Source organism: Nocardioides pocheonensis, assembly GCF_003725535.1.
GTDB classification, from domain to species: domain Bacteria; phylum Actinomycetota; class Actinomycetes; order Propionibacteriales; family Nocardioidaceae; genus Marmoricola; species Marmoricola pocheonensis.
Genome location: NZ_RJSF01000019.1, coordinates 287657 through 312810, shown reverse-complemented (window position 1 = coordinate 312810; position 25154 = coordinate 287657). Strand labels below are relative to the sequence as shown.

Genomic DNA, 25154 nt, shown 5'->3' with positions numbered 1-25154 from the left:
TCGGCCCGTGGATCTGCCCGTGGTCAGAGGAACAGGGCCCGGTTGATCGCCAGCAGCAGGTAGCAGATCAGCAGCACCGCCAGGAAGCTGAGGTCCAGCGACACGCTGCCGATCCGGACCGGCCGGAAGACCCGGCGGAACGCCTTGATCGGCGGGTCGGTGACCGAGTAGACGGCCTCGAGCAGGACCAGCACCGGACCGCGCGGCGTCCACGAGCGGGCGAACACCTGGATCCAGTCGACCACGAAGCGCACCAGCATCAGGAAGATGAAGGTCCAGATGACCAGCTCGATGATCTGGCCGACAGCGTTCACGTGCGCTCAGCTCTGGTTGAAGAATCCACCCTCGGCGATGCGCTGCTTGTCCTCCGCAGCCACGTCGACGTTGGGCGGCGAGAGCAGGAAGACCTTGTTGGTGACGCGCTCGATCGAGCCGTGCACCGAGAAGACCAGGCCGGCAGCGAAGTCGACGAGCCGCTTGGCGTCACCGTCGGCCATCTCGGAGAGATTCATGATCACCGGGATGCCGTCGCGGAAGTTCTCACCGATCACCCTCGCCTCGTTGTAGGTGCGCGGGTGCAGCGTGGTGATCCGGGACAGCGGGGCGGACGCGCGCGGCACGACGCCGGTCATCGCGTGCTCGGCCGGCGCGGCCGGGCCGCGGCGGCGCTCGGAGATGCTGGACACGGGGCGGGCGGCGGGCTCGGCACCGCGGGGCTCGTGGCGGGCCGGCTCGTCGTAGCCGTGGTCGAGCTCGGCGTACTCGCCCTCGGCGTCCTCGAGCAGCCCGAGGTAGACGCCCATCTTCCGCATCGCGCCGGCCATGTGTCCTCTTCCTCTGCGCTCGTGCCGCGACGAACCTGCGGCCTTGATCGTGTTTCGGACATTACTTGATCGGTGGCCGCGGACCGAGGACCGCGGAGCCGACACGCACGTGTGTCGCACCGCACCGGATCGCCTCCTCGAGGTCGCCGCTCATCCCTGCGGAGACCACGGTCGCGTCGGGGTGTTCGAGCCGGAGCCGGGCGGCCACCTCGGCGAGCCGCTCGAAGGCCGGCAGTGGTGGCTCGCCGAGCGGCGCCACCGCCATCACGCCGCGCAGGCGCAGGGCGCTCGCGCCGGCGACGGCCTCGGCGACCGCAGCGACGTCCCCGGCCGCCGCTCCCCCGCGAGCGGACGCCGTCGGCGGGTCCAGGCTGACCTGGACGAGGCAGTCGACGGTGCGGCCGTGCTCACGGGCGCCGCGGTCGAGGGCGTTCACGAGCTTGACCCGGTCGACGGACTCGACCACGTCGGCGTACGCCGCGATCGCGGCTGCCTTGTTGCTCTGGATCGACCCGATGAAGTGCCAGGAGAGCCCGAGGTCGGCGCACGCCGCCGCCTTGGCGGAGGCCTCCTGGTGGCGGTTCTCGCCGACGTCGGTCACGCCGAGACCGGCGAGCAGGCGGACGTCGGACTCGGGGAAGAACTTCGTGACCACCACGAGGCCGACCTCCTGCGGATCACGTCCGGCGACCCGGCAGGCGTCGGCGATCCGGCCGTGGACGGTGTCGAGGTTCGCCGCCAGCAGGGCTCGGCGCGCGTCGTCGTCAGCCATCGGAGCGCCTGACGACCAGACCGGCGAACCGGCCGGCACGGGTGCCGTCGCGGCGGTAGGAGTACAGGTCCGCGGACTCGCGCGTGCAGGTGCCCACGTCGACCGCCTCGACGCCCAGGGCGGCGAGCTGCGCGCGCACCCCGGCGCCGATGTCGAGCGAGGGGGTGCCCCACGACGTCGTGGCGACCGCCTCGGGCACGATCGCGCCGACCTCGACCTGGAGCGCTGCCGGGACCTCGTAGCAGGCACCGCACACCCGGGGGCCCAGCCAGGCCGCCACGGCGCCGGCCCCGAGCGCGCGCATCCGCTCGACCGCCGCCGGGACCACGCCCGCCGCCAGGCCCGGACGCCCCGCGTGCACGGCGCCGACCATGCCCGTGTCGGGGTCGGCCAGCAGTACCGGGACGCAGTCCGCCACGCGGACCACGAGCAGGTGGTCCGGCAGGGTGGTCACCAGGGCGTCGGCCTCGGGGCGATCGGCGCCTGCGGAACCGGCGCCGTCCACGACGACCACCGTGCGGCCGTGGACCTGCCGCATGTCGTCGACCACCGCACCCGGCGCGAAGTCGGTCGCCACCAGGTGCAGGTTCGCGGCGCGCACCGCCGGGTCGCCCTCACCCTCCAGGGCGAGGTCGAGCTCGTCGGAGGGCGCGGCACCGGCCCCGCCGTGCCGGTCGGTGAAGGCCAGGTCGACGGGGCCGCGTGCTGAGCTCAGCGAGGTGCGCCAGTGGTACACGGGTGGTGCGGACCTACTTCAGGAAGTCGGGGACGTCCAGGTCGTCGTCGAAGCTGGTCGCCTTGCGCTGCGGTGCCGGCGTCGCAGCCCCGACGGTGACGGGCTCCTTGCGCGCACCCTGGTCGGGGTGCTGGCGCTGCTCGGCGAGCGCCTTGGCGGCAGCCCGGGTCTCCTCCTGGGTCTGGGCCGGCTTCGGCGGCGCGGGGCGGCGCAGGCTGGGCGCCTCCTCGCGGCGCTTCGGGCGACCGCCCTCGAACCCGGCGGCGATCACCGTGACCCGGACCTCGTCGCCGAGCGCGTCGTCGATGGTCGCGCCGAAGATGATGTTGGCGTCGTCGTGGACCGCGTCGGAGACCATGGCCGCGGCCTCGTTGATCTCGAAGAGGCCCAGGTCGGAGCCACCGGCGATCGAGAGCAGCACGCCCTGGGCGCCGTCGATCGACTCCTCGAGCAGCGGGCTGGAGACGGCGAGCTCGGCGGCCTCGACGGCGCGGTTCTCGCCGCGCGCCGACCCGATGCCCATCAGCGCCGAGCCGGCGTTGGACATCACGGACTTCACGTCCGCGAAGTCGAGGTTGATCAGGCCCGGCGTCGTGATCAGGTCGGTGATGCCCGAGACGCCCTGGAGCAGCACCTGGTCGGCCTGCCTGAACGCGTCGAGCATGCTCACGTTGCGGTCGGAGATCGAGAGCAGCTTGTCGTTGGGGATCACGATCAGCGTGTCGACCTCCTCGCGGAGGTTGGCGATGCCGTCCTCCGCGGACTGCGCACGGCGCCGTCCCTCGAACGCGAACGGGCGGGTCACGACGCCGATGGTCAGCGCCCCCAGGGACCGCGCGATCTTGGCGACGACCGGTGCGCCGCCGGTTCCGGTGCCGCCGCCCTCGCCGGCGGTGACGAAGACCATGTCGGCGCCCTTGAGCACCTCCTCGATCTCGTCGGCGTGGTCCTCGGCCGCCTCCATGCCCACGTCGGGGTTGGCGCCGGCGCCGAGACCGCGCGTCTTCTCGCGGCCGATGTCGAGCTTGACATCGGCGTCACTCATCAGCAGTGCCTGCGCATCGGTGTTGATCGCAATGAACTCGACGCCCCTCAGCCCGACCTCGATCATCCGGTTGACGGCGTTGACTCCACCTCCACCGATACCCACGACCTTGATCACGGCCAGGTAGTTCTGTGGTGCTGCCACGGCGGGTGCCTCTCGCTCTGTTGTCGCCCTGCCCGACTGCACGGGCGACTCCGGGTCATCTGGGGAAGCACCTCCGGTCGGTAACTCTAACCCTCCAGTAGAAGGTTAATGTTATGTCAACCTGAGGTCGTGGAACCAAGGTAGGCAGGCGACCCGCAGGATCCGCGGCAACACGCCCGCCGCGTCGCGGAATCGTGGAAAAGTCGTGCGTCAGCGGGTGGTCGGACGACCCGGCACGCTGACGTCGATCTCCTGCGCGGGCTGCTTGAGCAGGACCGCCAGCACCGCCGCCTTGTCGTCGGACTGCTCGGCGCTCCCCCACATCACGGTGCGGCCCCCGGAGAGGTGCAGCCGGATCCGGTCGACGGTCTCGACCTCCACGCGGTCGACCAGGGCGCGGATGTCGGGCCGCAGGGCACTGACGACGTGGGCCGCCTCGGCGAGAGCCTCCGACTTCACGTCGGGGGCCGTCTGCAGGAGCGGGAGCTCCGCGGGCTGGCGTGGGTAGCTGCCGAAGAGCACGCCGTCCTCGTCGACCGCCTGCAGCCCGTTGCCCCGGTCGACGACCGCCACCGGGGTGCGCTCGGTGATCGAGATCGCGACGGTGTGCGGCCAGGACCGCGAGACCGACACCGACTTCACCGCGGGGAGCGTCTCGACGCGGGCGCGGATCGCGCCCAGGTCGACACGGGCGAGCTGGCGACCCAGCGGCGTCTTCGCCACGGCCCGGACACGGACGGAGCTCACCGTGCGGTTGCCCTGCACCGAGACGTCGCGGACGGTCACCACCGACGAGAAGAACACCAGCCAGGTGCCCCCGCCGACGATCAGCAGCACCAGGGCGGCGTACAGGAAGGGGCGGATGCGGCGCAGCCGTCGACCCCAGCGCCGGCGCGCGAGCTCACGGTCCACGACCGTGACGGTCTCCTCCTGGTCAGTCGCGGTCATCGTCGGCCCCCGGCGGGTTCGGTGCGGCGGACTCGGTCGTCCGCTGGGTCGGTACGTCGGGCGGTGCATCGGTCGGTGCGTGCGTGCGGTCGCCCTCGCGCCGCTCCGCCCGCGCCGCCAGCTGCGTGAGCACCTCCGGGCCGAGCAGGGTCACGTCACCGGCACCCAGCGTCAGCACGACGTCGCCCGGGCGGGCCCGCGCGACGAGGTGCCCGGCGGTCGCGGACCACGACGGCTCGAACACCACGTGCTCGGCCGGCAGCGGCACGGCCTCGGCCACCAGGGCGCCGGTGATGCCGGGCTCGGGGTCCTCGCGGGCGACGTACACGTCCATCACGACGACGTCGTCGGCAGCCCCGAGGGCCCGGCCCATCTCGGCGCCGAAGATGCGGGTGCGCGAGACCATGTGGGGCTGGAACGCGACGACCACGCGGCCGGCCCCGGCGAGCGACCGGGCCGCGACCAGGTCGCCGGCGATCTCCTTCGGGTGGTGGGCGTAGCTGTCGAAGACGCGGATGCCGCCGGCCTCGCCCTTGAGCTCCATCCGCCGCCGGGTGCCGCTGTAGGCACCGAGCCCGCGCGCCAGGTCGGCGAACGAGTAGCCGAGGCGCAGCCCGCTGGCGAGGGCGGCGAGCGCGTCCAGCACATAGTGCCGCCCGGGGATCCGCAGCCGTACGTCGCCGAGCCGGCGACCGCGGTCGACCACCGTGAAGGTGGACGTCGACCCGACCAGCTCGACGTTCTCGGCCCGCACGTCCGCCGCCGCCGACTCCCCGACCCCGACCACCGTCAGCCCGCGACCGCGGGCGACCTCGGCGAGCTCGGCGCCCCCGGGGTCGTCGACGCAGGCCACCAGGAAGCCGGCCGGGTCGATCCGGTCGAGGAACTCGACGAACGCCGCGTGGTAGGCCTCGGTCGTGCCGTAGTTGTCGAGGTGGTCGGCCTCCACGTTGGTGACCAGCGCGACGTGGGGTGAGTAGACCAGGAAGGCGCCGTCGCTCTCGTCGGCCTCGGCGACGAACAGGTCGCCGGTGCCGTCGTGGGCGTTGGAGCCCGACTCGTTCAGCTCCCCGCCGATCGCGAACGACGGGTCGGCGCCGCAGTGCTGCAGCGCGACCGTCAGCATCGAGGTCGTCGTGGTCTTGCCGTGAGTGCCGGCGACCGCGATCACCCGCCGGCCCTGCATGACCGACTCGAGGGCGGCGGAGCGCGGGAGCAGCCGCAGGCCGAGCCGTCGGGCCTCCACGACCTCGGGGTTGTCCTCACGCACGGCGGTCGACACCACCACGGTGTCGGCGCCCTGCACCTGCTCGGCACGGTGGCCCACGAAGCAGCGTGCCCCCAGGGCCCGCAGCGCCTCGAGGGTGGCCGAGGACTTCGCGTCGCTGCCCGACACCTCGACACCGCGAGCCAGCATGATGCGGGCGATGCCGGACAGACCGGCACCGCCGATGCCGACGAAGTGCACCCGACCGAGGCGGTCGGCGGGTAGGAGCACGTCGGGGACGGGGACCCTCATCGTCGACCACCTCCGGCCGCCGCTGCCGACTCGACGAGGTCGGCGAGGCGCTCGTCACCGTCGAGGCGCATGATCCCCGCGGCGGCACGCGACATCGCCGCGAGCCGGGTCTCGTCGCGCAGCAGCGCCGGCAGCTGCGCGCGCGCCCACTCGGGGGTGAAGGCGGCATCGGAGACCAGCAGCGCTCCCCCGGCCTCGACGACCGGCCGCGCGTTGAGGGCCTGCTCGCCGTTGCCGATCGGCAGCGGCACGAAGACCGCCGGGAGGCCGACGCCGGCGACCTCGGTCACGGTGTTGGAACCGGCCCGGCACACGATCGCGTCGGCGGCGGCGTAGGCGAGGTCCATCCGGTCGACGTACGGCTCCACGACGTACGGCGGCGAGCCCGGGACATGGTCCACCGCGACCTCGCCCTTCGGCCCCGCGACGTGCAGCACCTGCACCCCGGCGGCCGCGAGCTCGGGGGCGCAGGCGGAGACCGTGGCGTTGAGCCGGAGCGCGCCCTGCGAGCCGCCGGTCACCAGGAGCGTCGGGAGGTCGGGGTCGAGGCCGAAGGCGGCCCGGCCCTCTGCCCGCACGGCAGGGCGGTCGAGGGTCGCGATCATCCGGCGGATGGGCAGCCCGGTGAAGACCGCGTGGGGAAGGCGCGTGCCCGGGAAGCTCGTCGCGACGTGCCGGGTGAGCCGGGCCCCGAGCTTGTTCGCGACTCCGGCCAGCGCGTTGCCCTCGTGCACCACCAGCGGCAGCCGGCGCCGCCGCGCCGCCAGGTACGCCGGCACGGAGACGTAGCCGCCGAAGCCGACCACCACGTCGGGGCGCACCCGGTCGAGCACCGCGACGGCCTCGCGCACGGAGGTGCGCAACCGCCAGGGCGTGCGGAACAGGTCGGCGTCCACGGAGCGCGACAGCGGCACCGGCGAGACCAGCTCGAGGGGATAGCCGGCCGCCGGGATCAGCGTCGTCTCCAGGCCGCGGGCCGTGCCGAGGCAGGTGATCTCGAGGTCGGGATGACGACGGCGCAGCGCGTCCGCCGTGGCGAGCAGGGGCGAGGTGTGGCCGGCGGTGCCGCCTCCTGCGAGGAGCACGCGCCTCATGACGCCGCCGCCGTCATGACCGCGGTCGCGGCCGGGCCCCGGCGTTCACCGCGGACCGGGCCGCGGGACGGCCGGGCTCGCCGCGGCGCGCCTGCCGGCGCTGGCGCAGGGCGGCCGCGGCCGACGGCTCGAGCCGGGCGAAGCCGATCACCAGGCCGAGCGCGACCAGCTCGGGCACCAGGGACGACCCGCCGTAGGAGACCAGCGGCAACGGGATGCCGATGACGGGCAGCAGCGCCAGCACCATGCCGATGTTGATGATCACGTGCGCCATCAGCCAGATCACGATGCCCGCGGTGGCGTAGCGGATGAAGAGGTCCTCGCTCTGCATGGCGACCCGGATGCCGGCGTACGCGATGGTCAGGAAGAGGGCGAGCACCAGCAGGGTGCCGACGAGGCCGAGCTCCTCGCCGAGCACGGCGAAGATGAAGTCGGTGTGGGCCTCGGGCAGGTTGCCCCACTTCTGCTGGCTGGCGCCGATGCCCTTGCCGAGGATGCCGCCGCTGGCCATGCCGAGGATGCCGTGGCCGGCCTGCCACCCGGAGTTCTGGAAGTCCTTGAACGGGTTCACGAACGAGGTGATCCGGTTGAGCCGCTCGGGACTGCTGGCGGCCAGGTAGAGCGCGGCGACGGAGACCACGCTGACCGCGGCGACGAAGATCCGCGCGGGCACCCCGACCACCCAGAACAGGCCGAGGGTGATCGCGAAGAGCACCAGGGCGGTGCCCAGGTCACCGCCGGCCAGGACCAGCACCGTGAGCAGCCCGGTGACGGGGACGACCGGGATGAAGAGGTGGCGCCAGGACCCCAGCAGGGCGTCCTTGCGCGCGTACACGTCGGCGCACCACAGCACCATCGAGAACTTCGCGATCTCCGACGGCTGGATCTGCAGGGGCCCCAGGCCCAGCCAGTTCTGGTTGCCGTTGACGGAGACGCCGAGCGAGGTCTGGGTGAGCACCAGGAGGACCAGCGAGACCGCCACCATCGGCCAGGAGACGAAGCGCAGCAGCCGCAGCGGGAGGCGGGTCGCGATCCACGCGCACGGCAGCGCGACGACCACCCACATCAGCTGCTTCGTGGCCCAGTAGTAGCTGTTGTCGTGGTGGGTGAAGGAGTCCACGCTCGAGGCGCTGAGCACCATGATCATGCCGATCGCGAGCAGCAGGCCGGTCGCGCCGAGGAGCAGGTAGTACGGCGTGAGCGGACGTTCCAGCGATGCGCGCGTCGACGCCAGCCAGCCGGACAGGCCACCCCCCGGCCCGACCGACGCGGCGTCCCGGGAGGGGGCGCGGCTGCCGGCGTCGGTGGTCACGCTCACCCGTCCTCCTCGCTCACTGGATCCTCACTGCCCGGCCCGCACCGGTCGTTCGCCGCTGATGGATGGTCACTGCCCGTGGGCGTGCCTCAGCCGGTGGACCGCCTCGGCGAACGCGTCGCCGCGGGCGCCGTAGTTGGCGAACAGGTCGACAGCGCCGTCATGGATGCGCAGCCCGGCGGTGACCCCGACCTCGTCCGTCATCGTTCTCTGGTTCCCCTCAGCCGGTGGACCGCCTCGGCGAACGCGTCGCCGCGGGCGCCGTAGTTGGCGAACATGTCCATCGATGCACAGCCGGGAGCCAGCAGCACGGTGTCGCCCGGACGCGCCAGTGCTGATGCCTCGGCCACCACGCGGTCCATGGGAGCAGTCTCCCCGGCGGGCAGGTGGAAGACGGGCACATCCGGTGCGTGTCGGGAAAGCGCCGCGGCGATCACCGGGGCGTCGGTGCCGAGCAGCACCACGGCGCGCAGCCGGTCGCGGACCTGCTGGACCAGGTCGTCGAAGGAGGCACCCTTGGCCAGGCCACCGGCGATCCACACCACCGGCTCGTAGGCCTGCAGGGAGGCGAGGGCGGCCGGGGGGTTCGTCGCCTTCGAGTCGTCGATCCACGTGACGCCGTCGAAGCTGGCGACCTCCGCGATCCGGTGCCCGGCGGGCGTGAACCGGCGGAGCGCGTCGCGGACCGCGGTGGTCGGCACGCCGTGGGAGCGGGCGAGCGCGGCGGCGGCGAGCGCGTCGGCGACGAAGTGCGGCGCCGGGCTGGCCAGGTCGGCGATCGTGCACAGCTCGGCCGCGGCCGACTGCCGCTCGGCCAGGAACGCGCGGTCGGCGAGGACGTCGTCGACGACCCCCACCATGCCGACGTCGGGGATGCCGAGCGTGAAGCCGATCGCCCGAGCGCCCTCCGCCACGTCGGCCTCGCGGACGAGCTGCTCGGTGACCGGGTCGGCGACGTTGTAGACGCAGGCCCGCTCGACGCCCTCGTAGATCCGGGCCTTGTCCGCGACGTAGTCCTGGAACGAGGGGTACCAGTCGAGGTGGTCCTCGGCGACGTTGAGCACGGCCGCCGACTGCGCGCGCATCGAGGACGTGTAGTGCAGCTGGAAGCTGGAGAGCTCGACCGCCAGCACGTCGTACGGCGTCGGGTCCATCACGGCCTCGACGATCGGCAGGCCGACGTTGCCGCAGGCGACCGTGCGCAGGCCCGCCTCGCGGAGGATCGCCTCGAGCATCTGGACCGTCGTGGTCTTGCCGTTGGTGCCGGTGACCGCCAGCCACGGGGTCGCGTGATCGGGGTCGCGCAGCCGCCAGGCGAGCTCGACCTCGCCCCACACGGGTACGCCGCGAGCGGCCGCCTGCGCGAGCAGCGGGGCGTCGGGACGCCAGCCGGGCGACGTGATCAGGACGTCGACGTCCTCGGGCAGCCGGGCGGTGCTGCCCTCACCCAGCCGCACCGTGGCGCCGAGCACCTCGAGCAGCTCGGCCTTCTCCGGTCGGTCGTCCGCGTCGGACTCGTCCAGGGCGGTGACCGACGCGCCGAGGTGGGTCAGGTTGTCGGCCGCGGCGAACCCGGACACGCCGAACCCGGCCACGACCGCGCGGACGCCCTCCCACGAGTCGTGCCGGCCGAGCTGGTGGACACGCTCTTCCGTCACTGGATGCCCGCCACTACGTGCCCGCCACCCACTCGGCGTAGAAGATGCCGAGCCCGGCGGCGACGAACCCGGCAGCGATCAGCCAGAACCGCACCACCACGGTGATCTCCTCCCAGCCCAGCAGCTCGAAGTGGTGGTGGAGCGGGGCCATGCGGAACAGCCGTTTGCCCTTCGAGAGCTTGAAGTAGCCGACCTGCAGGATCACCGACGCCGTCTGCAGCACGAACAGGCCGCCGACCAGCAGCATCAGCAGCTCGGTGCGGGTCAGCACGGCCATCCCGGCCACGGCGCCGCCCAGCGCGAGCGAGCCGGTGTCGCCCATGAAGATCTGCGCCGGCGAGGCGTTGTACCAGAGGAAGCCGAAGCACGCGCCGGTGATCGCTGCCGCCACCACCGCGAGGTCGAGGGGGTCGCGGACGTCGTAGCAGGCAGGGCCGGGGTGGAACTGGCAGGACTGGTTGTTCTGCCAGATGTTCACCAGCATGTAGGCGCCGAACACCATGCCGGAGGTGCCGGCGGCCAGGCCGTCCAGGCCGTCGGTGAGGTTGACCGCGTTGGAGAAGCCGGCGATCAGCAGCACGATGAAGACGATCAGCAGGAGGGTGGGGATCGCGAACGTCGGGAGGTTGCGCGTGAACGAGATCCCGTGCTCGGCCGGGGTCTCGCCCTCGGAGTTCGCGAAGGGGTGGACCCGCCAGAGCGCGAGCCAGCCGAACACCACGGCCACGGCGGTCTGGCCGATGAACTTGGCCTTGCTGCGCAGGCCCAGGTTGCGCTGCTTGTAGATCTTGATGAAGTCGTCGAGGAAGCCGACGGTGCCGAGGCCGACGTACAGGAAGAGCAGCAGCAGGGCGGAGACGGTGACGTCGGAGCCGGTGATCAGCTTCGCCAGGAAGTAGGCCAGGAGCGTGGAGACCACGATCACCAGCCCGCCCATGGTGGGCGTGCCCCGCTTCGTGTGGTGGGTCGTGGGGCCGTCGTCGCGGATCAGCTGGCCGTAGCCCTTCGCGGCGAAGATGCGGATCGCGACGCGGGTGCCGAAGATCGTGAACAGCAGGGACAGACCGCCGGCGAGCAGGATCGCTCTCACGCGTCGCCCTCCTCGCTGTTGTCTCCGCTGTCGGTCAGCAGCCCCTGCGCCACCTGCTCGAGGCCGGCGGCCCGCGACGCCTTCACGAGGACGACCTCGGAGCCCCGCACATTCTTCCTCACGGCTGCCAGCGCCTCGGGCACCGACCCGTGGAACTGGGCGGATTCGTTGCCGGAGGTGATCTCACGAGCGCCCTCGCCGACCACGACCAGCCGGTCGATCTCGAGGTCGCGGACCAGCCGGCCCAGTGCCCGGTGCTCCTCGGCGCTCGCGGCGCCCAGCTCCCGCATCTCCCCCAGCACCGCGACCGTACGCCGGCCGGTGCGCCGGCCGATGCCGGACAGGGTCTCGAGCGCCGCCCGCATCGAGTGCGGGTTGGCGTTGTACGCGTCGTTGATCACGACCAGCCCGTCGGCGCGCTCGCGGAGCTCCATGCGCCACGGCGAGAGCACCTCGATCCGCTCCAGGGAGGCGCCGATCGCGTCCAGGGACAGCCCGAGGGCGAGCGCGACCGCGGCCGCCGCGGCGGCGTTGACGGCCTGGTGCTCGCCCAGCAGCCGCAGCCGCACGTGCACCTGCGCGTCGTCGGCGTGCAGGTCGAAGGTCGGGCGGCCCAGGTCGTCGACGTCCACCGCGGTCAGGCGGACGCTCGCACCGGGGCCGCGGCCGAAGCTGGTCACCCGCCCCCGGGTGCGCGGTGCCATCGCGGCGACCAGCGGGTCGTCGTGGTTCAGGACCGCCACGCCGTCGGGACCGAGCGCCTCGATGATCTCGCCCTTCGCCCGCGCGATCGCCGCCTGCGAGCCGAACTCCCCCACGTGCGCCAGGCCCACGTTGAGCACGGCGGAGACGTCCGGCGGCGCGGTCCGGCAGAGGTCGGCGATGTGCCCGACGCCGCGCGCGCCCATCTCCAGCACGAGGTACGTGGTCTCGGGCGTGGCGCGCAGCACCGTCAGCGGGAGCCCGAGCTCATTGTTGAAGGACTGGTACGTCGCGACGGTCGGCGCCGCGTCGGACAGGATTGCCGCGAGCATGTCCTTGACGCTGGTCTTGCCCTGCGAGCCGGTGACGGCCGCGACCCGCAGGTCCGGGTTCGCCTGCCGGAGCCGCACCAGCGCCTCGGCAGCGAGCCGGTGGAGGGCCGCCTGGACGTCGGGGACGACCACCGTGGGGACGCCGGTCGGCCGCGAGCCGAGCACGGCGGCCGCGCCGCCGTCGACCGCGGCCGCGGCGTACTCGTGACCGTCGACCCGCTCGCCGTCGACCGCGACGAAGAGGCCGGCCGGTTCCGGAGTCCGGCTGTCGAGGAAGGCCGGGCCGATCACCAGGGTCGTGCGCCCTCCGTCGACGGCGCCGTCGACGGCGCCGCCGACGATCGCGGCGATCTCGGCCAGGGACAGAGGGATCACAGGCGCGCCCCGATCGCGGTCCAGACCTCGTCGCGGTCGTCGAAGGGGTGCACGACGCCGGCCACCTCCTGGCCGGTCTCGTGACCCTTGCCCGCGACGAGCACGGTGTCCCCGCTCTCGGCGAGCGTGACGGCGTACCGGATCGCCTCGCCCCGCGACCCGATCTCGTGCACCTCGGCCCGCTGGTCGGCCGGCACCTCGGTCGTGCCGTCCAGGATCGCCGCGCGGATCGCGGCGGGGTCCTCGCTGCGGGGGTTGTCGTCGGTGACCACGAGCACGTCGGCGAGGCGGGCGCCGATCTCCCCCATCACGGGGCGCTTGCCGGTGTCGCGGTCGCCGCCCGCACCGAGGACCAGCACGAGCCGGCCAGAGGTGAGCGGGCGCAGCGCGTCGAGCGTCGCCTGCAGGGCGTCGGGCTTGTGGGCGTAGTCGACGATCGCCAGGAAGTCCTGCCCGCGGTCGATCCGCTCGAGGCGGCCCGGCACACCCGCGGCGGCGGCGATCGCCGTGGCCACGGGCGCGGGATCGAATCCTGCCTCGGCCGCGAGCGCGATCGCGCACAGGGCGTTGGCGACGTTGAACGCACCGGCGAGCGGGACGCCCGCCTCGACCCGCTGGCCGTCCGGACCGACCACGGCGAATCGCGAGCCGTCGGGACGCAGCACCACGTCGACGGCCCGCCAGTCCGCGTCCGCCCCCGCCGCCGAGAAGGTGCGCATCGGGATGCTCGCGCGGTCGCGGAGGCGACGCCCGTACTCGTCGTCGACGTTGGTCAGGCCGAGCCGGGCGCGCGCGGGGGTGAACAACGAGGCCTTGGCCGAGAAGTAGTCCTCGATGTCGGCGTGGAAGTCGAGGTGGTCGCGGCCGAGGTTGCAGAACGCGGCCACGTCGAAGACCACGCCGTCCACCCGCCCCATGACCAGGGCGTGGCTGGAGACCTCCATGGCGCAGGCCTCGACCTCCTGCTCGCGCATGACCGCGAAGAGGGCGTGCAGGTCCGGCGCCTCCGGCGTGGTGAGCGCGGTCTTCACCTCGCGCCCGTCGATGCGCGTGCCGACGGTGCCGACGACGGCGGCCCGCACACCCGAGCCCTGGAGGCCCGCCTCCAGCAGCCGGGTCGTGGTGGTCTTCCCCTGCGTGCCGGTCACGGCCATGAGCGTCAGGGCGGTGGCCGGGTCGCCGTACAGGCGGGCGGCGAGCGAGCCGAGCAGCGCACGCGGAGCGTCGACCACGAGCACGGGAACGCCCGCGGCCGCGGCGGCCTCGGCTCCTTCGGCGTCGGTCAGCACCGCAACGGCGCCGGCGGCGACCGCGTCGGACGAGTACGCCGCTCCGTGGGCCTTCGACCCGGCGACCGCGGCGTACAGGTCACCGCGCTGGACGCGCTGGGAGCTGAGTGTCAGGCCGGTGACGACGACGCCGCCCGGGTCGCCCACCACGCGGGCGCCGAGGTCGGCCGCGAGCGCCGCGAGCCCCGTGCTCACGGGTCGTTCGGGGCGCGTCAGCAGGCGTTCGGGGACCACCGGGCGAACCTACCGGTTCACCACTCCACCGGGAGGCGGGCGGGTGGGGTGTTCGTCGGCGGGACGGCGTACTTCTGCAGCAGGTAGGCGAGGATCTTGCGGAACACCGGGCCCGCCGTGCCACCGCCGCTGGCGGAGCCCTGCGGCTTCTGGATCACCACGTAGACGGTGAACCGGGGGTTGTCGGCCGGCGCGAAGCCGGCGAACGACACCGCGAGCGAGCCGTCGTAGCACTTGCACGTGCCGCCGACCTGCTGGGCCGTGCCGGTCTTGCCGGCGACCCGGTAGCCCGCGATCCCGGCTCCCGGCGCGGTGCCGGCTCCCTCGGTGGTGACCATCTCCATCATCCGGGAGACCTTCTCGGCGGCCTGCTGGCTGATCACCCTGCGTCGGCTGGCGGTGTCGGTGCCGACGACGTTGCCGGTCGAGGTCACCGCCCGGCCCTGGATCAGGCTGGGCGTGATCAGCTCGCCGCCGTTGGCGATGGCGTTGACGGCGGTCGCCATCTGCAGCGCGTTGACCGAGACGCCCTGGCCGAACGACGCCGTGGCCTGGGTGAGCTGGGTCCACGTGCTCGGGTCGGGCAGCAGGCCGCGGGTCTCACCGGGCAGGCCGATGTCGGTGCGGTGGCCGAGCCCGAAGAGGTCGAGGTACTTCCACAGCTGGCCCGGGGCGTACTGGCGCGCGGCGAGCACGGTGCCGATGTTGGAGGACTTCGCGATGACCCCGGCCAGGGTGAGCCGGATCGTGTCGTGGGGGAAGTAGTCGTGGATCACACGGTCGGCGACGGGAAGCGCCTTCGGGACGCGCACCTTGGTCCGGGGCGTGACCTTGCCGGCGTCGAGGAGGCCGCCCATCGTCAGGACCTTCTCGACGGACCCCGGCTCGTAGACGTTGCTGAGCGCCCGGCTGCCCAGGTCGTCCTCGGGAGACTGCCCGGGCTGGTTGGCGTCGAACGTCGGGTAGTCTGCGAGCGCGAGGATGTCGCCCGTGCGCGAGTCGAGCGCGATCGCCGCGCCGGACTCGGCCTTCGCACCCTGGACCGCGGTGCGCAGCACGCGCTGGGCGTACCACTGCACGTCACGGTCGATGGTCAGGGTGAGGTTCTTGCCGTTGACGGGCTTGACCTCGGTGTTCTCCCCGAGCGGGATCCGGTTGCCGCCGCCGACCTCGTAGGTCTCCCGGCCGTCCTTGCCGGCGAGCATCGCGTCGAAGGAGCGCTCGAGACCACCGCCGGTGTCGGCCTGGCCGTCGGCCTTCATGTAGCCGATCAGGTTCGCCGCGACGTCACCGCCGGGGTAGTCCCGCACCGGGTCCAGCCGGGTGTCGACGCCCTTGAAGCCGGCCTTCTCGATCGCTGCCACCGCGGAGCGCGCCGTCGTCGCGGGCACGCGCCGGGCCACGTAGGCGAACCGCGCCCCCGGCTTGTTCGGGTCCTCGCGCAGCCGTCCGAGCACGTCGAAGTAGTCCAGGTGCAGACGGGTCGCGAGGATGCGGGCGATGTCTTCGGCGTGGGCGTTGGTCCGCTTCGGGTCGGCCACGATCATCAGCCCGCTGACCGACTCCGCCAGCGGCGCCCCGTTGCGGTCCAGGATCGAGCCGCGCGTCGCGGAGAGCGGCACGCTGACCAGGCCCTCGGCGTTCGCCTTCGCGGCGTACGCTTTCGGGTCGAGGCCCTGCAGCTGCACGAGGCGTACGCCGAACACCGACATCACCATCGCGAGGACGATCAGCCCGACGCGCAGCCGGACCTCCGGCGATCCACGCCACCGCGAGCGCGACCCGGCGACGGGGCGTCGCGACCGCGTCACCGACCGGCTCCGGCCCGGGTGCCGTGGCGCGTCGTGCCGTGAGCCTTGGTGCCCTGGACGGGCGGTGCCTGGGTCGTGCCCTGGGTCGTGGTGCCCTGGACGGGCGTCGCCTGCGTCGCGGTCTGGGCGGTCACGGGAGCGGGCACCCGCACGATGATCGGGTCGGGGCGCAGCGGCGGCGGCAGCTCGGCCGGCAGGGGGTTGATCCGCACCGCATCCTCCGGACTGGCGGGGGTCGGGGTGCCGACGATAGTTCCGTCACCCAGCTTGACGAAGGCAGGCACGCCGGGGGCCACCATGCCCAGCTGCTTGCCGGCTTCGGCGAGGCGCTGGGGCGCGCGCAGCCGCTCGAGCTCCATGTCGAGCTTCTGCTGCTTCGCGGTGAGGTCGTCCGCGCGGGCCTGCAGCCGGGTCGCGTAGAACGAGGCCTGCTGCATGTGGGTGTTGAACATCAGGAGGCCGACCACGCCGGCGCCGAGGATGGCGAACACGAGCACGGCGAACGGTGCGCGCGGCGCTGCCGTGCGGCGCGTGGGCACCAGGGTGAGCCGGGCCTTCTCGACCGCGGTCTCGGCCAGCCGAGGGGCCCGGGCGCGGGCCTGCGAGACCAGGCTGCTCATGCCGCGACACCTCCTCGCACGCGCTCGGCGGCGCGCAGCCGGACCGAGGCGGCTCGCGGGTTGACGGCGATCTCCTCGGGCGAGGCCTTCTCCGCCCCGCGGGTGAGCAGGCGCAGCTCGGGCCGGTACTCCTCCGGGACCACTGGCAGGTCGTCGGGCACCGTCGTGCGCGACCGGGCGGCGAACTCCTGCTTGACCATCCGGTCCTCCAGCGACTGGTAGCTCATCACCACGACACGACCGCCCACGGCCAGGGCGTCGATGGCTGCGGGAACGGCCCGGCGGAGCACGCCGAGCTCGTCGTTGACCTCGATCCGCAGGGCCTGGAACGTGCGCTTCGCCGGGTGCCCTCCGGTACGCCGTGCCGGCGCCGGGATCACCTCGCGGAGCAGGTCGACGAGCCGGGCCGAGCGGTCGAACGGCGCCTTCTCGCGCTCCCGCACGATGGCCCGGGCGATCTGCCGGGAGAACTTCTCCTCGCCGTACGACCGGAGGATCCGGGCGAGGTCGGCGGCGGGGTAGGTGTTCAGCACGTCGGCGGCGGTGAGGCCCTCGGTGTCGTCCATCCGCATGTCGAGCGGGGCGTCCTCGGCGTACGCGAACCCGCGCTCGCGGACGTCGAGCTGCATCGAGGACACGCCGAGGTCGAAGAGGACGCCCTGCACGGCAGCGATGCCGAGGTCGGCGAGGACGTCCGGGATCTCGTCGTAGACGGCGTGCACGAGGGTGGTGCGGCCGGCGTACGGCGCGAGCCGCTCGCCGGCGGCCTCGAGGGCGTGCACGTCACGGTCGACACCGACGACGTGCGCCTCGGGGCACCGGGCGAGCACGGCCTCGGTGTGGCCGCCCAGGCCGAGCGTGGCGTCGACCAGGACCGCGCCGGGCTCCTGGAGCGGGGGTGCCACCAGGGCGACGACCCGGTCGAGGAGGACCGGGACGTGGGAGGGGCTGCTCATCCGCCGACGCCTTACTTCCCGAGTCCGGCGAGCAGGGTCAGGGCCATCGCGAGGCCGACGCTCGTGGCTGCGGAGAACGCCATCACGGCCAGCCCGTCGCGCACCGCGTGGCGGACCCGTCGTGCCGGCGGCGCCGGCGCCGTGACGGCGCCGGGGACCGGTCGTGCGACTCCGCTCATGGTTTCGACCCCTGTGGCTGGCTGTGTGCAGTGGAAGGCTGCTGCTGGGTGGTGATCGCCGGGCCAGGTTCCCGTCCGCTCTCTCCTCCGAAGGCCTTCTGGAGCCGGGGAAGGTGCCCCAGACGACTTCCGTGGGGAGGAGGAGCGGACGCGAGCCTCGTCCTGCGATCACCGATGTGGAGTTGTGGCCGGTCGTGCCGGCCGGCGGGTCCTAGAACCCGGGGAAGATCTCTTCCTGGATGTCGGCGAAGGCGCTCTCCTGCTCCGCCGTGTATGCCGACCACCGCTGCGGGTCCCAGATCTCGATCCGGTCGTAGATGCCGATGACCACGCAGTCGCGGTCGAGGGCGGCGTACTCCCTCAGCTCCGGCGTCACCGTGATCCGGCCCTGCTTGTCCGGGACCTGCTCGGAGGCGAGGGCGAACAGCATGCGGCCGTAGGCCCGCAGTCGTGCGTCGGTCTGCGAGGCGTTCTTGAACTTCTCGGTGAACACCTCGAAGTCGGCACTGGTGCGCACGTCGATCGAGCGCTCCTGTCCCCGGGTGATCACCAGTCCGTCCCCCATTGCCTCTCGGAATTTCGCCGGGAGGAAGAGGCGCCCCTTGTCGTCGAGCTTCGGACGGAAGGTGCCGGAGAACATCGCGCCACCCCGCTCCGCCGATCCACTAGGAGTGCTCTTCCTCCACTTTCCCCCACGATACTCCACAACCCCCCACCGTCAACCACATTCGCACCATTTCCCTCCCCCTTTGCTCCCGGGCCTCCGGGAACCGCCGTTCCCGCGACCCGTACCGGCCCTTCGGTCGATGGGGTTCACTAGGGGCATGCACGAAGCACCTGCCGGCGCGTCGGCCCCGATCGGGACGACGGCCACCGGGACCGATCCCGGGAGAACCACGGACCTGGACACCCTGCGCTCGGTCACCGATCGCGTACGCCGCAACGTCGAGCGGGTCATCGAGGGCAAGCCCGAGGTGGCGCGCGCCGCCGTCGTGGTGCTCCTCGCCGAGGGGCACCTGCTGATCGAGGACGTCCCGGGTGTCGGCAAGACCATGCTGAGCAAGGCCCTGGCCCGGTCGATCGACCTGACCGTGCGCCGGATCCAGTTCACGCCCGACCTGCTGCCGTCCGACGTCACCGGCGTGTCGGTCTTCAACCAGGACACCCGCGAGTTCGAGTTCCGCCCCGGCGGGGTCTTCGCCAACATCGTGATCGGCGACGAGATCAACCGGGCCTCGCCCAAGACCCAGTCCGCGATGCTCGAGTGCATGGAGGAGCGCCAGGTCACGGTCGACAACCAGACCTTCCACCTCGAGCAGCCCTTCATGGTGATCGCGACCCAGAACCCGCTGGAGATGGAGGGCACCTACGCCCTGCCGGAGGCCCAGCGCGACCGGTTCATGGCACGGGTGTCGATGGGCTACCCGGTCGAGGCGGCCGAGATCGCGATGCTCTCCGCGCGCGAGACCAGCAGCCCGCTCGACGACCTCGAGCCCGTGACCGACGCCGCGGAGATCCTCAAGCTGATCTCCGTCGTGGCCGGTGTCCACGTCTCCCCCGCCGTGCAGCGGTACGCCGTCGCGCTCTCGACCGCGACCCGGCGCTCGCCCGAGCTGCGGCTCGGGGCGTCCCCCCGGGCCACGCTCCACCTGGTGCGGGCGGCCAAGGCCTGGGCGGCGATGTCGGGCCGCGACTACGTGATCCCGGACGACGTCCGCGAGCTGGCGCCCACGATCCTCGCCCACCGGCTGCTGCCGACGGTCGAGGCGGCGATGAACGGCCGGGGCCCCGCGGACATCCTGGCCACGGCGCTGGACGCCGTGCCGATCACGGAGGTCGCGGCATCGTCGCGGCCGGGCACCGGCACCCACTAGCGCGATGTCACGCCTCGCGGCCCTCGACGCCGAGCCCGGTCGCGTCGCCCCGGGTCCGGCCATCCGGGAAGCGCTGCACGGGTTCACCCTGCGGGGACGCAGCTTCGTGGCCGCCGGTCTCACCGCCGTGCTCTGCGGCATCGTCCTGGGCGAGCACGACCTGGTCCGCATCGGGGCGCTGGTCGCCCTCCTGCCGGTCTTCGCCGCGCTCTGGGTGGCGCGCTCGGGCAACCGGCTCGGGCTCGCCCGCACGCTCGGCGCCTCCCAGGTCGAGGTGGGGCAGCGCGCGGTCGTGCACCTCGAGCTGACCAACGTCGGCCCGACGACCGGTGTGCTCCTGATCGAGGAGCAGATCCCCTGGGCACTGGGGTCGCGACCCCGGTTCGTGATCGACGGCATGCGTCCCGGCTGGACCCGCAGCATCCACTACCAGGTCCAGGCCGAGGTGCGCGGCAAGTACGACATCGGGCCACTGCGCGTGCGAGCCAGCGACCCCTTCGGGCTGCTCGAGCTGCAACGCACCTTCACCAAAACCGCCGGCCTGGTGGTGATCCCGGCGACCGAGCCGTTGCCGCCGATCCCCCTGCTCGGGGCCTGGACCGGCACCGGCGACAACCGCCCCCGACCGTTCGCGAGCGGCGGTGCGGCCGACGTCACGGTGCGCGACTACCGGGTCGGCGACGACCTGCGCCGGGTGCACTGGCGCAGCACCGCGAAGGTCGGCAGCCTGATGGTGCGCCGCGAGGAGCAGCCGTGGCAGTCGCGGTGCACGGTGTTCATCGACAACCGCGCCCGGGTGCACCGCGGGCAGGGCCCGCACTCCTCGATCGAGCGAGCGGTGACCGCGGCCGCCTCGCTCGCCGTGCACCTCTCCGCCCAGGGCTTCCAGGTGCGGCTGGTCAGCGCGCTCGGCGAGGAGATCGAGCACGGCTGGCACGACGGCGACGTCGCGGCGAGCCCGCGACCGCTGCTCGAGCGGCTGGCCGTGCTGCCGACGGTGCCCAACCACGACCTCTACACCGGGTGGGTCGACGAGAGCGTGACCGCCGGCATGTGCGTCGCGGTCCTCGGTGACGTCGACGACCACGACCGCGACTTCCTGGCCCGGCTGCACCATCGCGGGAGCGCGTCGTACGCCCTGGTGCTCGACGTGGACACGTGGGCGGCACGGACGCTCCAGCCGGACTTCGTCCGCCGCCCGGGCCGTCTCCCGACGGCGGCGTGGCTGCGGCAGCACGGCTGGAAGGCGGCCGACCTCGGCCGCGACGGGTCGCTGCAGACCGCCTGGCAGGAGCTCGGCCGGTGACCGCCCGCCTGCTGTCCCGCGTCGGGGTCGCCACGCTGGCGGCGACGATGGCCTGGGTCGCACTCTGGTCGTGGGGCGGCCTGGTGGAGAAGCCCGGCCGCTTCCTCGGCGCGGCGCTCTTCGGTGCGCTGCTGGTGGTCGTGGTCGGCGCGCTCGCCCGCACCGCGCGCTGGCCGTGGTACGCCGTGCTCCCGGCCCAGGTGGTCGTGGTGCTCACCTGGCTCGACCACCGGTACGCCGCCGCGGACGCCTGGGCCGGCTGGGTGCCGACCCTGTCCAGCGTCCAGGCGGTCGCCGGACGGATCCGCGACGGCGCGGACGCGGTGAACGCCTACGCCTCTCCGGTCAGCGCGGAGCACCCGGAGACCTACGCCTACCTGCTGGCCGCCTCGATGCTGGTGCTGCTCGCCACCGACCTCTTCGCGTGCGGTCTCCGGCGCGTCCCGTGGGCCGGCCTGCCGGTGATCGTGACCCTCACCGTCCCGATCAGCGTCCTGGAGAGCAACCTGTCCTGGGTGGTGTTCGTCGGCACCGCGATGCTCTTCATGATGCTGCTCGCGACCGAGGAGACCCAGCGCGTGCTCGGCTGGGGCCGTTCGGTCGCCGGCCGCGGCGAGCGGATCGACTCCCTCGACCAGGTCGTCAACGGCGCGAGCGTCCGCGGCTCCGCGCTGCGGATCGGGGCCCTCGCGACGGCGGGTGCGCTCGCCGTGCCGGTGTTCGTCCCGGTGAGCCACGGGCTGTTCAAGGGCGGCAACGGTCCCGGCAACGGCAACGGGGCGAACAACAGCGTGACGTTGCGCAACCCGATCGTCGACCTGCGGCGCGACCTCATCACCAAGGACCACATCCCGCTGGTCGAGGTGCGTACGACGGCCGACCCGACGTACCTGCGGCTCACGGTGCTCGACCAGTTCAACGGCGTGGAGTGGCAGCCCTCGGCTCGCCGGCTCGCCGAGAGCAACAAGGCCGCCGGCGACCTCCCCACGGCACCGGGCCTGGTCCGGACCGCGCCCGGCTCCGAGGCGGACTGGACCCTGCAGCTCGACCCCGGGTTCGACAGCACCTGGCTCCCGACCCCGTACCCGACCCGGCGGATCAGCGTCCCCCGCGGCGACTGGCGCTACGACCTGCGCACGATGGACATCGCGACCGTCGACAAGGCTCCCACCGCGGGCCTTGCCTACCAGCTGACCAGCTTCACCCCGCGGCTCTCCCCGACGACGCTGCGCACCGCGCTCCGGGCACCCGAGGACGTCCTCAAGCCGATGACGTCCGTGCCGGGCAACCGCCCCTCGGTGGTCACCCGGATCGCCCAGGAGGTCACCGCCGGCGCGACCTCCGACTACGACCGGATGGTCATGCTGCAGAACTGGTTCCGCAACACTGGAGGCTTCAGCTACTCGCTCGCCCCGGCTGCCGGCAGCGGCATCCCGCAGCTGGTCCGCTTCCTCACCACCGACAAGGTCGGCTACTGCGAGCAGTTCGCCGCCGCGATGGCCGTGATGGCCCGCACGCTCGGCATCCCGGCCCGCGTCGCGGTCGGCTTCCTCGCGCCGCACCCGCAGCCCGACGGCAGCTACCGCTACACCAGCGACGACCTGCACGCCTGGCCGGAGATCTACTTCAGCGGAAGCGGCTGGGTGCGCTTCGAGCCGACCCCGGCGAGCCGGACGGGCGAGCCGCCCTCGTGGACGATCGGCGGCGGCCAGACCGGACCCGCCGCGGCACCGAGCGTGACCGCGGCGCCGCGCGACCAGACCAACACGCAGGCGCGGAAGAACCAGCACCGGGACACGGCGTCGTCGGCCTCGTCGAGAGCCTCGAACCGCCTGGCCTGGATCGTCGCCCTGCTGGGGCTCGCGATCGTGCTCGGACTGCCTCGCCTGATCCGGTCGAGGCAGCGACGCCTGCGCCTCGACGACCACCGGAGCGGTCCGCGGTCGGACGACGCCCACGCGCTGGCCGAGGGCGCGTGGCAGGAGCTCCTGGCCACCGCACGCGACCTCGGCATCGGGCTGCCGGTGCAGCGCTCGGTCCGTGACGTGGCCGTGGCGCTGCGCCGGAGGGCGATGCCCGGCTCAGAGGCGCTGCGCCGGCTCGACGAGCTGGTCCTCTTCGTCGAACGGGCGCGCTACGGCCGTCCGTTCGCGCTCGACCCCGCCACCCGTCAGCGCGTGGTCGAGGCGGTCGAGGTCTGGACCGAGGTGCTGGCGGCGTCCGTGCCCGCCGCGCGCGTCCGACTGGCCTCGGTGTTCCCGCGCTCGGTGCTGGACCGGGGGGACGCTGCGCCGTTGATGGACCGGTCCGTGGAGATGGCCGGAGCAGGCTGAGCCGGCAGGGGTGCCTGCTCGTGCCTCGCAGGGTGTCGGCTCAGGTTTCGAGCCGCCGTCGCGGGTTCGCGAGCTCACCCGCGGGCTCCCTCAACCTCTTCGCGTCGACACCCTGCTCGTTCCTCGCAGGGTGTCGGCTCAGAACCCGCCCTGCTCGCGGCGGTGCTGCCAGCGCTGCTCGAGGCGCTGCATGAAGGTGCCGGAGCGACGCGCCCGGGGCTGCCGGGGCTGGCGGCGCGGCCGCTTGGCCTTGCTCGCCCGGCCTCCGTCGAGCACCTCGAAGCGGTGCGGCGGGTGGTCGTCGAAGTCGAAACGCGCATCGCGGCCGGGCGCCGGCCGCTCCTCCTGCACGCGATGGCCACGCCAGGCCGCGAGCCCGATCGTGGCGGAGCCCAGCATCACGAGGAACCCGACGATCCCGAGCCACGTCATCTGGGCCATGGCGCCGCCCATGAGAAGGGCGACGCCGCCGACGAACACGACGGCGGCGGCGATCGTCCGCATCCGGGCGACACGGCGGAGCGTGCGGCCCTGGAGCGCCGAGACGAACTTCGGGTCCTCTGCGGCGAGGGCGCGTTCCATCTGCTCGAGCAGACGGAGCTCCTCTTCCGACAGCGGCACGACTTCCTCCCAAGGAATCCGGAGCGACGAGAATCGGCGTCGCTGGCTCAAGTCTAGGCAGGCTGCGTGAAAGTCGGTACCCGAGATCGGGAAATTCACACCGCGGCGTGCGCTTCGCCGGGAGGCCGGATCGGGCTTCCCTTGAAGTCAGGGACGGTCGCCGGTCAGGAGGGCTGCCGGGCGCACCACTCCTCGGCCGAACCGCTGGTGCACCCGGTCGACGGCCCGGTCGGCATCGGGCCAGCCGTGCTCGCGCTCGCCGATCGACAGCTGCCGGTGTGCCCGCTCGAGCGGGAGGAGCCCCTCGACCCGCACCCCGACCAGACGGATCCGCAGCCGCCGCGGCCCGAGGGCGTCGAAGAGCCGCAGCGCCTCGGCGTGCACCTCGGCGGTCACGTCGGTGGGGTCGGGCAGCGTGTGGGACCGGGTGATCGTGGTGAAGTCGGTGTACCGCACGCGCAGCGCCACGGTGCGCCCGGCGACCCTCGCCCGCCGCATCCGCGCGGTGACCCTGCCCGCCAGCCGGAGCAGCTCGCGGCTGATCACCTCACGGTCGGCGACGTCGCGCCCGAAGGTCTCGTCCGAACCCATGCTCCGGTCAGGGTCGTGGTCGCTGCGCCGCGGCGTGACGGTGGTGCGGTCCGCGCCCGAGGCCAGCTGGTGCAGCTGCGCGCCGAGGGCCCGGCCGACCAGGAGCTGCAAGGTGGCGCGCGGCGTGCGGGCGACGTCGCCGACCGTGGTCAACCCGAGCCGGTGCAGCCGGGCCCGGGTCTTCGGGCCGATCCCGAACAGCTCACCGACATCGAGCGGGTGGAGGTAGGCGACCATCTCGTCGGGCGGCACGACGAGCACGCCGTCGGGCTTGGCCCGTCGGCTGGCGAGCTTGGCCACCGAGACGGTGGCGGCGACCCCCACCGAGCAGTCGATGCGCTGCTCGTCGTGCACGCGGGCCCGGATGTGCTCGGCGATCTGGGCCGGCGACCCGAGCCGGCGTACGGCACCGGAGACGTCGAGGAACGCCTCGTCCAGGGAGTAGGCCTCCACCAGCGGCGTGACCTCGCGGAAGATCTCCATGACCGACCGCGACACCCGCTCGAACTCACCGAACTCCGCGGACACGCGCACCGCTTGCGGGCACAGGTCGTGGGCCTGCCGCCCGGACATGCCGGAGCGGATGCCGTAGGCCCGCGCGGGGTAGTTGGCCGAGAGCACGACGCCACGGTGCCCGCCGCCGACGATGACCGGAACCGACTGCAGCTCGGGCCGGTCGCGGATCGCCACCGAGGCGTAGAAGGCGTCCATGTCGACGTGCAGGATCGGGCAGGCGAGCGAGCGGTCGGGGCTGCCCGCCGGGGTCATCGCACCCCCCGCTCGCGG

Annotated in this window: 24 protein-coding genes; 3 read left to right on the top strand and 21 right to left on the bottom strand. The window is 73.0% G+C overall.

What is annotated here, in order from left to right:
- Nucleotides 1-23 precede the first annotated feature (23 nt).
- From EFL26_RS07345 to mraZ, 19 genes are all read right to left on the bottom strand, one after another.
- A complete protein-coding gene (locus EFL26_RS07345; protein WP_123222221.1) occupies nt 24-314 on the bottom strand; it encodes a YggT family protein in 291 nt (96 codons plus the stop codon).
- Nucleotides 315-320: 6 nt separating this feature from the next.
- Entirely contained in the window at nt 321-824 is a 504-nt protein-coding gene (locus EFL26_RS07340) for a cell division protein SepF (protein WP_123222220.1), read from the bottom strand.
- 61 nt (nt 825-885) lie between these two features.
- Nucleotides 886-1596 carry a YggS family pyridoxal phosphate-dependent enzyme gene (locus EFL26_RS07335; RefSeq protein ID WP_123222219.1) on the bottom strand — a complete coding sequence of 237 codons (711 nt, stop codon included), beginning with the start codon at nt 1594-1596 and terminating at the stop codon, nt 886-888.
- Nucleotides 1589-2332, bottom strand: coding sequence for a purine nucleoside phosphorylase YfiH/LACC1 family protein (locus EFL26_RS07330; protein ID WP_246000068.1), 744 nt, complete (start codon nt 2330-2332; stop codon nt 1589-1591). Before EFL26_RS07330 ends, EFL26_RS07335 begins: the two co-directional genes overlap by 8 nt.
- A 13-nt stretch (nt 2333-2345) precedes the next feature.
- Nucleotides 2346-3521, bottom strand: coding sequence for a cell division protein FtsZ (gene ftsZ, locus EFL26_RS07325; RefSeq protein ID WP_123222218.1), 1176 nt, complete (start codon nt 3519-3521; stop codon nt 2346-2348).
- Nucleotides 3522-3731: 210 nt separating this feature from the next.
- Nucleotides 3732-4469, bottom strand: a complete 738-nt coding sequence (locus EFL26_RS07320) for a cell division protein FtsQ/DivIB (RefSeq protein ID WP_123222217.1) — start codon at nt 4467-4469, stop codon at nt 3732-3734.
- The gene (gene murC / locus EFL26_RS07315) at nt 4456-5988 is read right to left on the bottom strand and encodes a UDP-N-acetylmuramate--L-alanine ligase (protein WP_123222216.1); all 1533 of its coding nucleotides are present in this window, start codon (nt 5986-5988) and stop codon (nt 4456-4458) included. Before murC ends, EFL26_RS07320 begins: the two co-directional genes overlap by 14 nt.
- On the bottom strand, nt 5985-7082 hold the full coding sequence (gene murG / locus EFL26_RS07310) for an undecaprenyldiphospho-muramoylpentapeptide beta-N-acetylglucosaminyltransferase (protein ID WP_123222215.1): 1098 nt from the start codon (nt 7080-7082) through the stop codon (nt 5985-5987). Before murG ends, murC begins: the two co-directional genes overlap by 4 nt.
- Nucleotides 7083-7095: 13 nt before the next feature.
- Entirely contained in the window at nt 7096-8400 is a 1305-nt protein-coding gene (gene ftsW, locus EFL26_RS07305) for a putative lipid II flippase FtsW (protein ID WP_246000067.1), read from the bottom strand.
- Between the two features lie 66 nt (nt 8401-8466).
- Entirely contained in the window at nt 8467-8601 is a 135-nt protein-coding gene (locus EFL26_RS24880) for a hypothetical protein (protein ID WP_281273698.1), read from the bottom strand.
- Nucleotides 8598-10055: a UDP-N-acetylmuramoyl-L-alanine--D-glutamate ligase gene (murD, locus tag EFL26_RS07300; protein WP_123222214.1), complete on the bottom strand. Its 1458-nt coding sequence runs from the start codon at nt 10053-10055 to the stop codon at nt 8598-8600. The genes EFL26_RS24880 and murD overlap by 4 nt, the downstream gene beginning before the upstream one ends.
- 13 nt (nt 10056-10068) lie before the next feature.
- A complete protein-coding gene (gene mraY / locus EFL26_RS07295; RefSeq protein ID WP_123222213.1) occupies nt 10069-11145 on the bottom strand; it encodes a phospho-N-acetylmuramoyl-pentapeptide-transferase in 1077 nt (358 codons plus the stop codon).
- A complete protein-coding gene (locus EFL26_RS07290; RefSeq protein ID WP_123222212.1) occupies nt 11142-12554 on the bottom strand; it encodes a UDP-N-acetylmuramoyl-tripeptide--D-alanyl-D-alanine ligase in 1413 nt (470 codons plus the stop codon). Before EFL26_RS07290 ends, mraY begins: the two co-directional genes overlap by 4 nt.
- Nucleotides 12551-14077: a UDP-N-acetylmuramoyl-L-alanyl-D-glutamate--2,6-diaminopimelate ligase gene (locus tag EFL26_RS07285; RefSeq protein ID WP_123222211.1), complete on the bottom strand. Its 1527-nt coding sequence runs from the start codon at nt 14075-14077 to the stop codon at nt 12551-12553. Before EFL26_RS07285 ends, EFL26_RS07290 begins: the two co-directional genes overlap by 4 nt.
- 17 nt (nt 14078-14094) lie before the next feature.
- Nucleotides 14095-15888 (bottom strand): peptidoglycan D,D-transpeptidase FtsI family protein, encoded by a 1794-nt coding sequence (locus EFL26_RS07280; RefSeq protein WP_246000066.1) that lies wholly within the window; start codon nt 15886-15888, stop codon nt 14095-14097.
- Nucleotides 15885-16508, bottom strand: coding sequence for a cell division protein FtsL (gene ftsL, locus EFL26_RS07275; protein ID WP_123222210.1), 624 nt, complete (start codon nt 16506-16508; stop codon nt 15885-15887). The genes EFL26_RS07280 and ftsL overlap by 4 nt, the downstream gene beginning before the upstream one ends.
- The gene (rsmH, locus tag EFL26_RS07270; protein ID WP_123222209.1) at nt 16505-17464 is read right to left on the bottom strand and encodes a 16S rRNA (cytosine(1402)-N(4))-methyltransferase RsmH; all 960 of its coding nucleotides are present in this window, start codon (nt 17462-17464) and stop codon (nt 16505-16507) included. The genes ftsL and rsmH overlap by 4 nt, the downstream gene beginning before the upstream one ends.
- 11 nt (nt 17465-17475) lie before the next feature.
- Nucleotides 17476-17643, bottom strand: coding sequence for a hypothetical protein (locus tag EFL26_RS24125; RefSeq protein ID WP_183408075.1), 168 nt, complete (start codon nt 17641-17643; stop codon nt 17476-17478).
- A 211-nt stretch (nt 17644-17854) separates the two neighbouring features.
- Entirely contained in the window at nt 17855-18283 is a 429-nt protein-coding gene (gene mraZ, locus EFL26_RS07265) for a division/cell wall cluster transcriptional repressor MraZ (RefSeq protein WP_123222208.1), read from the bottom strand.
- A gap of 184 nt (nt 18284-18467) precedes the next feature.
- On the opposite strand from mraZ, the gene EFL26_RS07260 reads away from it, so the two are divergent.
- The 3 genes from EFL26_RS07260 to EFL26_RS07250 are packed head-to-tail and all read left to right on the top strand — an operon-like array spanning nt 18468 to nt 23156.
- A complete protein-coding gene (locus EFL26_RS07260; protein WP_123222207.1) occupies nt 18468-19517 on the top strand; it encodes an AAA family ATPase in 1050 nt (349 codons plus the stop codon).
- Nucleotides 19518-19521: 4 nt separating this feature from the next.
- Nucleotides 19522-20823 carry a DUF58 domain-containing protein gene (locus EFL26_RS07255; protein ID WP_246000065.1) on the top strand — a complete coding sequence of 434 codons (1302 nt, stop codon included), beginning with the start codon at nt 19522-19524 and terminating at the stop codon, nt 20821-20823.
- Entirely contained in the window at nt 20820-23156 is a 2337-nt protein-coding gene (locus EFL26_RS07250) for a transglutaminase TgpA family protein (RefSeq protein WP_123222206.1), read from the top strand. The genes EFL26_RS07255 and EFL26_RS07250 overlap by 4 nt, the downstream gene beginning before the upstream one ends.
- A 138-nt stretch (nt 23157-23294) precedes the next feature.
- Here EFL26_RS07250 and EFL26_RS07245 read toward each other — a convergent pair whose 3' ends face one another.
- Together EFL26_RS07245 and dinB are read right to left on the bottom strand one after the other, a co-directional pair.
- On the bottom strand, nt 23295-23777 hold the full coding sequence (locus EFL26_RS07245) for a DUF3040 domain-containing protein (protein ID WP_123222205.1): 483 nt from the start codon (nt 23775-23777) through the stop codon (nt 23295-23297).
- A 147-nt stretch (nt 23778-23924) separates the two neighbouring features.
- Entirely contained in the window at nt 23925-25136 is a 1212-nt protein-coding gene (dinB, locus tag EFL26_RS07240; RefSeq protein ID WP_123222204.1) for a DNA polymerase IV, read from the bottom strand.
- Between the last annotated feature and the right edge of the window lie 18 nt (nt 25137-25154).

Excerpts from the sequence above, each read along its gene's own strand:
- EFL26_RS07340 (WP_123222220.1), bottom strand. The coding sequence starts at position 824 with ATGGCCGGCGCGATGCGGAAGATGGGCGTCTACCTCGGGCTGCTCGAG.
- EFL26_RS07335 (WP_123222219.1), bottom strand. The coding sequence starts at position 1,596 with ATGGCTGACGACGACGCGCGCCGAGCCCTGCTGGCGGCGAACCTCGAC.
- EFL26_RS07320 (WP_123222217.1), bottom strand. The coding sequence starts at position 4,469 with ATGACCGCGACTGACCAGGAGGAGACCGTCACGGTCGTGGACCGTGAG.
- murC (WP_123222216.1), bottom strand. The coding sequence starts at position 5,988 with ATGAGGGTCCCCGTCCCCGACGTGCTCCTACCCGCCGACCGCCTCGGT.
- murG (WP_123222215.1), bottom strand. The coding sequence starts at position 7,082 with ATGAGGCGCGTGCTCCTCGCAGGAGGCGGCACCGCCGGCCACACCTCG.
- EFL26_RS24880 (WP_281273698.1), bottom strand. The coding sequence starts at position 8,601 with ATGACGGACGAGGTCGGGGTCACCGCCGGGCTGCGCATCCATGACGGC.
- ftsL (WP_123222210.1), bottom strand. The coding sequence starts at position 16,508 with ATGAGCAGCCTGGTCTCGCAGGCCCGCGCCCGGGCCCCTCGGCTGGCC.
- rsmH (WP_123222209.1), bottom strand. The coding sequence starts at position 17,464 with ATGAGCAGCCCCTCCCACGTCCCGGTCCTCCTCGACCGGGTCGTCGCC.
- EFL26_RS24125 (WP_183408075.1), bottom strand. The coding sequence starts at position 17,643 with ATGAGCGGAGTCGCACGACCGGTCCCCGGCGCCGTCACGGCGCCGGCG.
- mraZ (WP_123222208.1), bottom strand. The coding sequence starts at position 18,283 with ATGTTCTCCGGCACCTTCCGTCCGAAGCTCGACGACAAGGGGCGCCTC.
- EFL26_RS07260 (WP_123222207.1), top strand. The coding sequence starts at position 18,468 with ATGCACGAAGCACCTGCCGGCGCGTCGGCCCCGATCGGGACGACGGCC.
- EFL26_RS07255 (WP_246000065.1), top strand. The coding sequence starts at position 19,522 with ATGTCACGCCTCGCGGCCCTCGACGCCGAGCCCGGTCGCGTCGCCCCG.
- dinB (WP_123222204.1), bottom strand. The coding sequence starts at position 25,136 with ATGACCCCGGCGGGCAGCCCCGACCGCTCGCTCGCCTGCCCGATCCTG.